This window comes from Nonomuraea sp. NPDC049269 (assembly GCF_043197155.1).
Taxonomy (GTDB): domain Bacteria; phylum Actinomycetota; class Actinomycetes; order Streptosporangiales; family Streptosporangiaceae; genus Nonomuraea.
Genome location: NZ_JBICSO010000007.1, coordinates 77,767 through 90,245 on the forward strand (window position 1 = coordinate 77,767; position 12,479 = coordinate 90,245).

The 12,479-nt window shown below is 70.3% G+C and carries 10 protein-coding genes; 2 read left to right on the forward strand and 8 right to left on the reverse strand.

Annotation, left to right across the window (positions count from 1 at the left end; all coding sequences use genetic code 11):
• Positions 1 to 21: 21 nt before the first annotated feature.
• On the reverse strand, positions 22 to 3,915 hold the full coding sequence (locus ACGFNP_RS36130) for a metallophosphoesterase (protein WP_393326408.1): 3,894 nt from the start codon (positions 3,913 to 3,915) through the stop codon (positions 22 to 24).
• 385 nt (positions 3,916 to 4,300) lie between these two features.
• On the opposite strand from ACGFNP_RS36130, the gene ACGFNP_RS36135 reads away from it, so the two are divergent.
• Complete coding sequence (locus ACGFNP_RS36135; protein WP_393326410.1) at positions 4,301 to 5,995, forward strand: glycosyl hydrolase family 28-related protein; 1,695 nt, start codon at positions 4,301 to 4,303, stop codon at positions 5,993 to 5,995.
• 73 nt (positions 5,996 to 6,068) lie between these two features.
• Here ACGFNP_RS36135 and ACGFNP_RS36140 read toward each other — a convergent pair whose 3' ends face one another.
• From ACGFNP_RS36140 to ACGFNP_RS36150, 3 genes are all read right to left on the reverse strand, one after another.
• Complete coding sequence (locus ACGFNP_RS36140; protein WP_393326412.1) at positions 6,069 to 6,623, reverse strand: hypothetical protein; 555 nt, start codon at positions 6,621 to 6,623, stop codon at positions 6,069 to 6,071.
• Positions 6,624 to 6,710: 87 nt separating this feature from the next.
• The gene (locus tag ACGFNP_RS36145; protein WP_393326415.1) at positions 6,711 to 6,935 is read right to left on the reverse strand and encodes a matrixin family metalloprotease; all 225 of its coding nucleotides are present in this window, start codon (positions 6,933 to 6,935) and stop codon (positions 6,711 to 6,713) included.
• On the reverse strand, positions 6,901 to 7,218 hold the full coding sequence (locus tag ACGFNP_RS36150) for a hypothetical protein (RefSeq protein WP_358318081.1): 318 nt from the start codon (positions 7,216 to 7,218) through the stop codon (positions 6,901 to 6,903). Before ACGFNP_RS36150 ends, ACGFNP_RS36145 begins: the two co-directional genes overlap by 35 nt.
• Before the next feature lie 156 nt (positions 7,219 to 7,374).
• Between ACGFNP_RS36150 and ACGFNP_RS36155 the strand changes: the two genes are divergently transcribed.
• On the forward strand, positions 7,375 to 8,577 hold the full coding sequence (locus ACGFNP_RS36155; RefSeq protein WP_393326418.1) for a CynX/NimT family MFS transporter: 1,203 nt from the start codon (positions 7,375 to 7,377) through the stop codon (positions 8,575 to 8,577).
• Here the strand turns inward: ACGFNP_RS36155 and ACGFNP_RS36160 are convergent.
• The 4 genes from ACGFNP_RS36160 to ACGFNP_RS36175 form a co-directional block, all read right to left on the reverse strand.
• Positions 8,574 to 9,443 carry an LLM class F420-dependent oxidoreductase gene (locus tag ACGFNP_RS36160; protein WP_358318079.1) on the reverse strand — a complete coding sequence of 290 codons (870 nt, stop codon included), beginning with the start codon at positions 9,441 to 9,443 and terminating at the stop codon, positions 8,574 to 8,576. The genes ACGFNP_RS36155 and ACGFNP_RS36160 overlap by 4 nt on opposite strands.
• A 171-nt stretch (positions 9,444 to 9,614) precedes the next feature.
• Positions 9,615 to 10,055, reverse strand: a complete 441-nt coding sequence (locus tag ACGFNP_RS36165; RefSeq protein WP_393326421.1) for a S26 family signal peptidase — start codon at positions 10,053 to 10,055, stop codon at positions 9,615 to 9,617.
• Positions 10,052 to 11,905: an ABC transporter ATP-binding protein gene (locus tag ACGFNP_RS36170; protein WP_393326423.1), complete on the reverse strand. Its 1,854-nt coding sequence runs from the start codon at positions 11,903 to 11,905 to the stop codon at positions 10,052 to 10,054. The genes ACGFNP_RS36165 and ACGFNP_RS36170 overlap by 4 nt, the downstream gene beginning before the upstream one ends.
• On the reverse strand, positions 11,902 to 12,462 hold the full coding sequence (locus ACGFNP_RS36175) for a hypothetical protein (protein ID WP_358318076.1): 561 nt from the start codon (positions 12,460 to 12,462) through the stop codon (positions 11,902 to 11,904). The genes ACGFNP_RS36170 and ACGFNP_RS36175 overlap by 4 nt, the downstream gene beginning before the upstream one ends.
• Positions 12,463 to 12,479 lie beyond the last annotated feature (17 nt).

Genomic DNA, 12,479 nt, shown 5'->3' on the forward strand with positions numbered 1-12,479 from the left:
GAGGTCCGGGGCGGAGCCGGCTCAGCGGTTGTTGAACCAGTGGTACATGGGCGAGTCGGCGTCCCACTTGCCGGGGCGGCCGTGCTCGTCCTTCGTGACGAAGACGCTCGGCTCGGAGGCGGTCACACCGCCGCCGGCGGAACGCGCCACGACGAACCAGGCGTAGGCCGTGTCGTCCTTGAGGCGGTTCCAGGTGACCGAGGCGACCTGGCCCGAGGTGACCGTGCTCTTGCCGATGATCCGGCTGGGCTTGTAGAGCGCCAGGGAGTCGGTCTGGAAGCTCGTCGTGCGGGAGGTGAGGTCGACCGGCAGCACCATGTTGTCCTCGCGGCCGTTGTAGCGGCGCAGCGGATCGAACTCGGTGGCGCCGAAGTCGTTGAGCAGCGGAGAGTAGGCGTCAATGCTCAGCTCCGCCCGCTTGACGTTGAACTGCAGCAGCCGGAAGAAGCTCGCACCGAACTGGAGCTGGTCGTCCGGCTTGTACCCGCCGATCTCGGTGAGCCCGAGCCGGTCGGCCGAGACCGTGTAGAACTGGTAGTCCGCCAGCAGCTCGACGACGCCGTTGCCGACCTGGCCGACCTTCGGCTTCACGTTGGTGCCCACGCCGTGCTCGTGACCGGCGAGGATGAGGAAGACGTTCGGGTTCTTCTCGACCACCGTCTTGTACAGCATCGAGCCGTCGGGTGCGGAGAATCCGGCGCCGCGCCCGTCGGGGTTGGTGCTCGGCACAAGGTAGTCGTGCGAGAGCAGGATGCCGTTGCGGTCGGGGAACTTCTTGAAGATGGAGTCGGCCCATTCGGCCTCCTCCCTCGTCACGCCGAACGACAGACCGACCACGACGAAGTCCAGCCCGCCGGCGGAGAACAGGTCGTAGTGGTTCTGGTTGTCGCCCTCCTTCCACGGGCCGCCGTACTTGGCGTGCTGCCAGCCCTGTGAGGCGTCCTGGTAACGGCTGGGGCCGTAGTACTTGTTGTAGATCGCCTCCGGCCCCTCCTCGGTGCCCGACTGGTTGTCGTGGTTGCCGGCGATCACGCCGTTCGGGATGTTGGCCTCGTCCAGCACGCGCTGCTGCTTCGACGACACCTCGAACTCGCCGGTGATCTGCTTCTGTGTGGCCTCGTCGGCGGGCTTGCGGATGTTGTTCTCGATGATGTCGCCGGTGTGCGCGACGTAGGAGATCTTGCGCTGGTCCTTGTTCGCCTTGATCCAGTCGACGACGCCGGAGTAGGCGGACTCCCACACCGCGCGTTCCTCGGGCGTCTCCTGCTCCACCGCGCCCTCGGAGATGTACTGGGTGTCGGTGTAGTGGACGATCGAGAAGTCGTACGAGGCGGGGTCGTCGAAGTGGTTCGGGTCACCGGGATCGACGTCGTCGGCGAACGGGTCCTCACCCGTCACCAGGACGTGCACCTGCCGCTTGTCGATGTACTTCTCGTCGACCACGGCCGTCAGGGCGGTCTTGCCCTGGGCTGCGCCGCGGGCGCTCGTCAGGAGGTCCCACGCCTTGTCCTTGGTGTTCCACACCCGCAGCGACACCAGACGCTCGGGGTCGATGGCGCCCTCCCAGCGCAGGACCGGGGCTTCCACGTGCCCCTCCACCTTGACGTCGTACCGCTGATAGGTGATGTCCTGGCCGGCGAGCGCGTCGAGCGTCTTGCCGTCGGCCGGGTCGAGCCCGTCGGCCTTGACGCGCTTCTCACCCGGAACCTGCAAGGTCGTGGGGAGGGACTTGGCCGTACCCTGGTACACCTCGTTCGGAGTGAGGATCTCGGCCTGCGAGAACGTCGCCGTCACCTTGCCGCCATCCGGCTCGGCGACCTTCGCCGAGAGCTTGACGGGATCGGACACATCGACGGCCCCCAGTGCCGGGGTCAGCTCGGCGGGTACGTCCGGGATGCCCGCGGACTCGAACACGATCTCGCGGGTCGCGGTGTTGCCGAGCCCGTCGGCCCCGGTCACGGCCAGCGTGTGCTTGCCGGCTCGAAGGCCCGGTCCCACCTTGGTGCCCAGCTCGATCGGCTGGCCGTCGAGCTTGACGTCCGGCCCTGACACGACGCCCGAGGCGTCCTCGAGCTTGACGTCCAGCACGACCGAGGCGGAGATCTTCTCGTTCGCGGCCGGGACGCTCTTGCCGACCTTCGGCGCCGAGTTGTCGGTGACCAGGAGCCGTGTGGCGACCTCGCCCGCCGCCGACGTCGCGGACAGCGTGTGCTTGCCGTCCTTGATGGCGGTGGTGTCGAGGTCGGCGCGCAGGCCGCGGGCCGGGGCGTCCACGAGGAATTCGAGGTCGATCTCGGTCAGCGGGTTCACGGTGTCGCCGCAGTTGCCGTCGCCCATGCCGTACGAGGTCTTGAGCATCTGACCGGCCGCCGTGCCCGCCGCCGGGGTGAGGGCGATGTTGGAGATCGCGAAGTCGTCGCGGTTGTTGCCGCACGACGTCGGGAAGGTGCCGGCCACGAAGTCGATCGTGTTCCAGCCGGGCACCAGGAACTCGTTCGGGATCGTGAAGTCGACGCGGCGGCTGACGAAGTCACCGTCGAGCACGACCTTCTGGCCGTTGACGAGCACGTAGTTCTGGTAGCGCGCCTCGATCGAGTTGGTACCCACGTTGAAGCTGAGCGTCGCGTTGCCCGAGCCGAGCGTCTCCATGACGTGCACCGGCGGAGCGTCGATCTTGTAGCGCAGCTCGGCCTCGCGCAGCGCGGTCTGGCTGCTGCCGCAGGTGCCGTCGCCCATCTCGTACGACGGCTTGATGTCCTGGCCGGTCACGGTGCCGCCGTCCAGGGCGAGGGCGAGGTTGGCGATGACGAAGTCGTCGCGGTTGTTGCCGCAGGTCTCCTTGAAGTCTCCGGTGACCACCTTGATCACGTTGTCGCCGGGCACCAGGAACCGGGCCGGGACCGCGATGGTCACCCGCCGGCTCACCCAGGAGCCGCCCAGGTCGATGCGCTTGCCGTTGACGAGCAGGAAGTTGTCGAACTTGTCGTCGATCGAGTCCGCGCCCACGTCGAAGCTGAGCTGCGCGGCGCCGTTGCCGAGCGTGGCCTTCGTGACGGGCTCGGCGCCGTCGACGGTGAGGGACTTGACCCCGTCCCCGGCGCCGGCCGGGACGGTGGCGAAGACCGATTTGGTGCCCGCCACGAGCGTGCCGTCCGTGGGCAGCAGGCGCGGCGCGCCGGCCGGGGCGTTGTTCACGCTCACGGTGTTCTTGACCTTCGCGCCGGCCGCGGTCGTGGCGGTGATGGTGTGCTCACCGTTGGCCAGCTTGGTCGTGTCCACGTCCGTGGCGAGGCCGGTGGTGCCCTGCGGGTCGGACTGGACGAAGAACTTGAGCGTGGCGCGCTTCAGCAGCGAGGTGTTCGTACCGCAACTGCCGTCGCCGAAGGAGAGGGTGTAGGGGTTGTCCTCGCCGTCGGCGACCTCACCGAGCAGCGCGAGACCCACGTCGGACAGCACGAAGTCGTCGTAGTTGACGCCGCACGAGGACTGGACCGTCCCGACCACGATCTCGACGGTGTTCTCGCCCTTGACGAGCTGCTCGTTGGGGATGTCGATGGTGGCCCGGGTGTTCACGTAGTCGCCGATGTCGGTGCGGTGAGCGCCGTTGACGAGCACGTAGCTGTGGTACTGCGCCTCCGTGGAGTTCGAGCCGACGTCGAAGCTGAGCTTGGAGACGCCCACGGTACGGGTGGCGTCGAGCGCGGTGCCGTCGATGTCGAGTTTCGTGACGCTGTCACCGGCCGTGGACGGGACCGCCGCGACCTTCACCTTGCCCTCAAGGTAGGAACCGCTGACGGGGGTGAGCGTCGGAGGGGTCGACGGGCTCTGGGAGGTGGTGGGCGTCGGGCTGGGCCGTCCCCGCTCTTGCTGCGCCGGGTCGGGATCGGCGTACGCCGAGGTGACAAGACTGCTCATGAGCAGGGCCACGACCGTGCCGATCGCGGCGAGCCGCCATCGGCGCCCTAAACCACCCCGTGATTTATGTGCTGCTGACCGCATCAGGTGCAGTCCCTTCTTTCCTTACGTGCCCTTGCGGCGAACACTTTCGAGCGCACCCGTGAACGGTGCGCATGGAGGGGCTGAAGAGAAAGCAAACGATCAAATGATTCTGCTCATCTGTTACGAGATAGGAGCAAACGGGTCACAAGACCGAACATCCTTACAGAACGGCCAGACAAGGACGAGACAAGCTCTTCGGAAATACATCCGATGTATGATCGACGGTCGCCCGCACAAGGCCATTGACAGGCCCAGCCTTCTATGGGATCACAGTCAAAAGATCCCATCTTTGAGGAGTGCCATGCGTCAGGACCTCGCCAAGCTGAGCCGCCGATCACTCGTCGGGGGCGCGGTGGCGGCCATCGCCGCGCCCGCGCTCGCGAGCGGCGCCGTGGCGGGGGCCGAACCCGCCCGTGCGGCGACGGGCCGCCCTTTGGACGCGTCCACCGCGCTGCTGGACCAGTGGGCGCAGGCGCCCGGATCCCACCCCCTGATACCCGACATATCCCGCGCGGGCTACCGCCTGGGCAGCCGTCCGCCGCGTCTGGACGTGGTGACCCGGGTGACCGACCACGGCGCCCGCGCGGACGGGACGACGGACTGCGCACCGGCGTTCAACGCGGCGCTGCGCGCGGCCGGGGAGCGGGGCGGCGGCGTGGTGCTGGTGCCCCGCGGCACCTATCTGCTGTCGTCGCCGGTCTTCGTGCACTGGTCCAACGTCGTCCTGCGCGGTGCTGGGCGCGACGCCACCGTGCTGCGTTTCAGCCGGACGCTGGACGACGGTTACCGGCCGGCCCGGCAGTCCAACGGCAACAGCCGCTGGTCGTGGACCGGCGGGCAGATCTGGTTCATGGCGGCCGAGCGGCGGGCCCGGTCGGAGGCCGAGGACTTCGCCGGCACCGAGGGCTGGCTGCTGGGAGACACCCTCGCGGAGGCCGGCGCCGCCTCCCGTGGCCAGTGGACGCTCCCGGTCTCCGGCACCAGCCGGCTGCGCGCGGGCGACATGGTGGTGCTCGAGTGCGACAACCCGCCGGACGCGAGCTTGCTGACGCATCTGGCCGGCGACATCCCCGGTGCCCGGTCCTCCTCCTACGACTGGCCGCGCCGGGCGCCGCAACTCGTCACCGGCTCCGGCGGCCAGTACGTTCAGTACGCCACGCTCCAGTGGCCCGTCCGCGTCGAGGCGATCCTCGGCGACCGGCTGGTCGTCCTGGCCCAGCCGCTCAAGTACGACCTGCGTCCCGGCTGGCCGGCGCGGCTGCGCGCGATCGGACCGACCATCCACGACAGCGGCGTCGAGCAGCTGACCGTCCGCAACGAACTGGTCGCGATGACCGCGCACAACAGACATCCCGGCTCGAACGGTGTGTGCTTCCAGGCCGTGCACGACTGCTGGGCGAGCGAGGTACGCGTGGAGAACTGCGACCTCGGCTTCGGCTTCACCTCCGCCAAGTCGACCACCCTCTCCAAGGTCACCGTGGGCGGCCGGTCCGCTCACCACAGCTTCGCCTGCCGGATGCAGTCGCATGACAACCTCGTCGACGACTTCGAGATCGAGGCGTTCACCGTGCCGGTGCCCTCCGGCGCCGTCCACCACGGCCTCAATGTGGAGGGCCTGTCCTCGGGCAACGTCTGGCGGCGCGGCCGGATGGCCGAGGGCACCTTCGACACCCACCGGGCGCTGCCGTACGAGAACGCCCGGACCAACATCACCCTGGTGAACAACGGCCGCGTCGGCGGCTCGGCCGCGTCCGGCCCGCTGTTCGGGGCCCGGATCGCGCACTGGAACGTCCGGGTCACCGGCGGCAGCGCGTACGCCCTGACGATCGCCGACGTGGCCCCCCGCAGCGTGACCGTCGGCATCCAGGGCACCGACGGCACCGCCAGCGAGCTCACCCCGGACTTCACCGGCGACCTGGAGAGCCTCCTCGTCCAACAGGGCACCCCGCCCCGCGTCACCGACCTGTACGCCGCCCAGCGCGACCGCACGGACTGACCGGCGATCGCGCGTTAGGTGCTCGTGAACGGCTCATGCCCTCGCCGAGGGTGAGATCAGCACGCGGAGGAGGTCAGCACGCTGACGAGTCGGCCGCCGTGCCTTCGGCGCAGGCGCTCGCCACCAGCCTGGTGCGCAGGGCGGACAGGGTCGGCGCCGTACCCGCAGTGGGCGTGGCAGTCGCCGTGGGGGCGGTCTCCGGCTCTCCTGCGGGCACGGAGGTGGCCGTCGCGTCCGGCTTGCCCGTGGGCTGGGGGCAGAGGTCGTCGTCGCAGGTGGACGTGGGAGTCGGCTCGGTCTCGTCCTCGGGTACGTATTGCGCGGGGTCGGTGACCGGGCGGCCGATGAGCTGCCGGCGCGCGGCCAGGTTGTGGACGTACATGACGCCCGTGCCGGCCGTGCCGATGGAGTCCTTGAGCTCGGCCAGTGTCGAGGTGGCGGGATGCTCGACCTGCAGTCTGATCTTCCCGTCGGCATAACCTTGGCCGAGCTGCCCGGCCAGGACCTTGTCCACGCGCACGACCAGACTGGCGTACCGGATGGCGGCATCCTCGCTGTCGTAGGCGACGATCGCGGAGGAGCCGTCGGAGTCGTCGGAGGCGAACGCGATGCCCGGCTCGATGTCCACGATCGTGCCCTGGACGAGGGCGGCGGCGGCCTTGAAGGCGGCCGAGTCCGAGGCGCCGGGGGTGACGTCGGCCAGCGAGGCGCATGGTCACCACGCTCCGTTGATGTGCGAGCGGTCGTGGCTGCTGTAGGTGGCGGTGGTGGACGTGCCGGCCTTCATGCATGAGGTGAGGTTCGTGTGGCCCAGTCCGATGCTGTGCCCGATCTCGTGGCAGGCGGTCTTCCTGCGGACGGTCGTGTTCGTCATGTCGGCCAGGTCGAAGCGGAGCTCGGCCCGGTCACAGGTGTATTCGCCGCCTATCTGGGCCAGCACCCGGACGCACGGTGTGGGTGCCGGCGGTGCTGTCGTAGCCTCCGATGCGCAGATCGGTCTGGTAGTCCAGGTTGGCCATGCCGTAGTCGGCCGCGTACAGCATGTTGGTGGTGAGGGTGGAGGCGTTCCAGTAGACGTCGCGGTTGTCCGTCTTGGGGCAGCACCAGGTGGGGTGCCAGGCGTAGAAGCCGAAGGTGTTGGCAGTCGCGGGAATGGCCATGGTGACCGCGGCCGAGGCGGTCGTGACCACCGCGAAGAGTAAGGCGAGAGCTGACTTGCGCATGGATGATCACTTTGGGATCGACGCGCGGCGGTAGGTGGAAATTTACCCCAACCGTAGACGTACGCGAGGCGACGACTCGGCTCCGCTTGAACGGCACAGACAGCACGGCAATGATCGAATCCGGCAGTGCGCCCCGGAACTGTGCGAAGGAGACTCATGGACCCCCAGCAAACGCCCGGCACATTAGCAGCCCCGCCGCGCTCGCCGTGGCTGACGATCGTCATCGTCTACCTCGGCGGGGTCGTCGCGGCGATGAGCCTCGGCAAGTTCGCCTCGGTGGGGCCGGTGGTGGCGGCCGAGCTCGGGCTGTCGCTGTCGCGACTGGGCTGGGTGATCTCGGCGGTCGTCGGCGTGGGCGCCGCCGTCGGCCTGCCCGCCGGTTATCTGGTCCGCCGCTTCGGCGCGGAGCGGTCGCTGGTCACCGGCCTGATCCTGATCGCGGCGGCGAGCGCGGTCAGCGTGGCCACCAGTGACTTCGCCTGGTTGCTGGCCGTCCGGGGCGTCGAGGGCATCGGCTACCTGCTGGTCACCATCTCCTGCCCGGCGCTGATCCTCCGGCTGGCCCGCGAGCGGGATCGCGGCATGGCGCTGTCGTTCTGGGCCACGTTCGTCCCGATGGGAATCGGCGCGAGCACGCTCGCGGGGGGCGCGATGGGCTCCGCCCTGGGCTGGCGCGGCTGGATCGGGCTGCTCGCCGGTCTGACGTTCGTGATGGCGCTGGTGGTCTGGGTACGGCTGCCGCGCGGGGCCGGGCGGCAGCCGGCGGCCGGGCCGGTCCCCCGCGCCGGGGCGCTGGTGTGGCCGGCGGTGCTCGCCGCGGCCTTCTGCCTGGCCGCGTTGGTGACCATTCCGGTGATCGTCCTGCTGCCCACGCTCCTCATCGAGCAGCACGGCCGCTCGGCCACCGCCGCCGGCGCCGTGACCTCGGTGATCTCGCTGCTCAGCGTGTTCGGCGGGCTGGCCGTGGGAGTGCTGCTCCGCCGGGGCACGCCGGTCGGCGTCCTGGGGCTGGTCGGGGTGCTGACCGTACCGGCGGCCTGGCTGATGTACGGCGGCCCCGGCTCGGTGGCAGCCGTGCAGGCCGGCGCGGGGGTCGTCTCGATGGAGAACGGGTTCCTCGGCGCCCTCGTCTTCGCCGCTCTCCCGCTGGTGCTGGCGCGCCTTGACCACGCCGATGTCGGCAACGGCGTGGTCGCCCAGGCGGGCAGCCTCGGATCGCTGCTCGGTCCGCCGCTGTTCGGCCTGGTGGCCGGCGGGATGGGCTACCAGGCCCTGGTGCCGGTCATCGCCGTCGGGATCCTGGCCGCCGTCGGTCTGTTGCTGCTGGTCGGTGTACGAGTGGCCCGGCAGCCTTCCTAGCCTCTCCCTGGTTCGAGCACGGCGGCGGCGGTCTCCAGAGCGGCGAGGTGCTCGTCGACCGAGCGCAGTCCCGCCCGCATGGTGTCGATGGCCACGTGCGTGGCTCCGGACTCCCGCCACCGGTGGACTGACTTGTGCAGTTCGTCCGCACTGCCGTCCCAGCGGACCCGGCCTTCCATCCCGAGTGCGGCCGGGTCGCGCCCCGCCTGCGAGGCGGCCTCCTCGACCATGGCCTTGGCCTCATCGAGCTGAGGGCCCGGAGACATCTGCGGGAACCACCCGTCGGCCAGGCGTCCGGCACGGCGGTACGCCGCGGGCGACTGCCCGCCGAACCAGACGGGGATCGGCCGCTGCACGGGCAGGGGCGCCAGCCCCGCTCCCGTCACCCGGTCGAAGGTGCCCTCGAACGTGACCGAGGGCTCGGTCCACAGCCGGCGCATCAACTCCACCTGCTCCTCGACGCGCTTGCCCCGGGTGGTGAAGTCCTGGCCGAGGGCTTCGTACTCGACCCGGTTCCAGCCCAGTCCCACGCCCAGCCGGAACCGGCCGGTGGTCAGCAGGTCGACCTCCGCCGCCTGCTTGGCCACCAGGGCCGTCTGCCGCTGGGGCAGGATGATGATGCCGGTGACGAGCTCCAGCGAGGTCAGCGCGGCGAGGTATCCGAACAGGACCATCGGCTCGTGGAACGTGGTCCGCACGTCATAGGGGCCGTCCCAGCCCCGGTGGACCGCCGGGTCGGCGCCGACGACGTGGTCGAAGGCCATCACGTGCCGGAACCCGAGTTCCTCGACCCGCTGCCCGTAGGCGCGTACGGCGCCCGCGTCCGCGCCGATCTCGGTCTGAGGAAAGACGACACCGATCCGCATGCATGGCTCCCGTCAAGTTCCGGCGACTCCCGGACATCATCCCGTACCCGGGCACCCGATCAGCGGCACAGGCCGGCCAGCCGGCGGATGTCGGCACGGACCGCCCGCCGCAGCAGCCACCCCAGAACCGGCTCCAGCAGCCTCTCGGCGGCGGGGCGCGGGGCGACGCGGCTACCCGACCTTGCGCAGCACCACGCCGAGCAAGCGGTCCGTCGTCAGATAGCCGGAATGGCGAGAGTCATGTGAGTGGTCCGCGTTGTCCCCCAGCACGACCAGGTGGCCGGCCGGCACGCGGGTTCCTGGCGCGGTTCGCAGCGCGGGCACGGTGTCCCTCGGTATTGGGTCACCCGGTAGGGCCGCGACTCGCTTGATGATCAGGTATGGCCCGCTCATGGGCGCGTCCGGCTGGGTGTGACCCGGCTCGGTGAGCACCACGACCTGCCCGGTGCGCAGTGAACGGGGTGGCGTCCGCCGAAGGACCAGGCGCTCGCCCGGACGATACGTCGGCAGCATGCTCTCCCCACGGACGGTCACCACCATGTACCGCCTGCGCAGCCGGACGACGGCGAGCACACCGGCGACGGTGACGAGCACGGCGATCGCGCCGATCATCGCGCCGCTCCGGTCGGGTGGACCTCGTCCCGGTAACCGGTGGCCTGCCGGGTGAACAGCCGCGCGTACGTGCCGCCGTCCGCCAGCAGTTCGGCGTGCGTGCCCTCCTCGGTGACGACGCCGTCGGCCAGCACCACGATCCGGTCGGCGGCACGAACCGCGCCGAGCCGATGGGAGATCACCACGCTGGTACGCCCGGACCGCAGGCTCGCGAGCCGGCTGTGCACCTCGTACTCGGCTTCGGGATCGAGGCCCGAGCTGGGCTCGTCGAGGATCATCAGGTCCCGGTCACGGCGCAGGAACGCCCGCGCGAGCGCCACCCGCTGCCACTGCCCGCCGGACAGCAGCACGCCCTCCGCCTCCTCGCCCTCCTCGTCCAGGGTGAATCCACGGCTCAGCAGCGTGCGATAGCCGTACGGCAGAGCCGCGACGGTGTCGTGGACGCCGGCGTCCTGCGCCGCCCGCTCGACCCGCGCCTGGTCCTGGGTGGCGGCCTGGTCGCCCAAGGCGATGTTGTCGGCCGCGGTCAGCTCGTACGTCACGAAGTCCTGGAAGACCGCGCCGATCCGGGCGCGCAGCGTCTCCGGCGCCACGTCGCGGAGGTCCACGCCGTCCCACAGGATCGCGCCGCGGGTCGGGTCGTAGAACCGGCACAACAACTTCACCAGCGTGCTCTTGCCGCCGCCGTTACGGCCGACGAGCGCGACCGTACGGCCGTGCGGGATGAACAGGTCGACACCGCGCAGTACCCAGGGATGATCCTCGCCGTACCTGAACCAGACGTCGCGCAGCTCGATGCCCCGGCGCAGTGGTGCGAGCGGCGCCGGCCGGAGCGGCGCCGGCAGGTCGGGGCCCGCGGTCACGATGGTGACGTGATGGTGGAACGTCAGCAGCTGTTCGTAGGCCATCACGCCGGCCGACACCATGACGTTCAGCGCGGACTGCACACCGGCGACGGCCGCCACGAACATCGACACGTCACCCACGCTGAGCTGCCCACGGCCCGCCGCGAGGATCGTCCAGACCAGCCCCGCCCCGGCCACGATCGCCGACGTGGCCGACAGGCTCGCCTGGACGAAGAACTCCCGCCGATCCATCCGGCGGCGCGCGGCGTTGGCGGTCCGCAGCTCGGCCAGCATGCGCAGGCGCAGGAAGGCGCCGAGGTCGAAGAGGCGGATCTCCTTGGCGGCGTCCGCGGTCGACATCAGCTGGGCGTAGAACAGCTCCCGGCGTTCGGCCGGCCCGATCCGCCACAGCATCGCGACCCGCTGCCGGGACAGCCGCAGCTCGATGAACAGCGCCGGTACGGCCGACAGCAGGACCAGGACGGTGAAGGCGGGACTGATCAGCGCCAGGGAGCCGACGAACCCGGCGACGGTCATCGCGCTGCGCGCGGCGGAGGCCGCGGTGTCCACCAGCCTGCCCGGGTTGGTCGCGCTCTGCTGGGCCAGACGCAGCCGGTCGAGGAAGGCGGGGCTCTCGAACGGGGCCAGTCCCGTGAAGCGGGTCACCGCCGCGAACAGTTCGTCCTTGGAACGCAGCGCGGTCCGGCGGTCCACCTCGGCGCGCAGGTACTGCGCCGCGTGCGTGGCCGCCACCGCGGCCGTCGTCACGGCGGCGATCGTCACCGCCAGGCCGAGCAGGATGGTGGTCCGGCCCTGCGCCAGGCCGTCAAGCACGGCCTTCGTCAGCCAGGCCAGGGCGATCGGGGTGGCGGCGCCCACGAGCGTGACCGCCAGGTATCCGAGCAGGTGGACCGGCGCCGAGCGCCACACCATCCCGGCGGCGCGTACCGCGCATCCCGCCAGGACCCGGGGCGTCGGTGACGTCTCCGGACCGCGGCTGGTCACGCCGGCGACCCGGCCGGCAGCCGAGAGATCCGGGACGCCGTCGCGAGCAGTCTGCCGCCCGCGGCCACCTGGAAGAAGCTCGGGAACGACTGAACCTGGAACGCGCCCGCGACCTGCGAGAACGCATCCCCGGTGATCACCTGCGCGACGGGTGACAAGGTCGTGACGAGCTGCTCGGGATCACCCGACCGGTCGTCGACCACGGCCAGCACCCGTGACCGGTCCTGGCCCGCCGCCCAGGAGGCCAGCTCGGGAAGCTGCTCGTGGCAGCCCTTGCAGTCGGGCGACAGGAACGTGACGACCGTCCCCTCAGCCAGCAGGTCCCGCGTCACGCCGGTTCCGTCCATGGTCGTCGCGTCGAAATCGCCGACGACCTCACCGACGGCCAGTCCTCCGCCGCCGCCCGCTCCGGCCAGGGCGCCCGTGCCGACGACTTCGTACAGCGCGTCGATCAGCTTCGTCTGCTCCCGGATCCGCCGGACCACGCCGAGGGTCAGCAGCAGGTCCACCAGGCAAAGGATGCCGACAAGGGCCACGATGGCGATCAGGTAAGGCACAGGACATCTCCGTGTCG

Excerpts from the sequence above, each read along its gene's own strand:
- ACGFNP_RS36130 (WP_393326408.1), bottom strand. The coding sequence starts at position 3,915 with ATGAGCAGTCTTGTCACCTCGGCGTACGCCGATCCCGACCCGGCGCAG.
- ACGFNP_RS36135 (WP_393326410.1), top strand. The coding sequence starts at position 4,301 with ATGCGTCAGGACCTCGCCAAGCTGAGCCGCCGATCACTCGTCGGGGGC.
- ACGFNP_RS36150 (WP_358318081.1), bottom strand. The coding sequence starts at position 7,218 with ATGCGCAAGTCAGCTCTCGCCTTACTCTTCGCGGTGGTCACGACCGCC.
- ACGFNP_RS36155 (WP_393326418.1), top strand. The coding sequence starts at position 7,375 with ATGGACCCCCAGCAAACGCCCGGCACATTAGCAGCCCCGCCGCGCTCG.
- ACGFNP_RS36160 (WP_358318079.1), bottom strand. The coding sequence starts at position 9,443 with ATGCGGATCGGTGTCGTCTTTCCTCAGACCGAGATCGGCGCGGACGCG.
- ACGFNP_RS36165 (WP_393326421.1), bottom strand. The coding sequence starts at position 10,055 with ATGATCGGCGCGATCGCCGTGCTCGTCACCGTCGCCGGTGTGCTCGCC.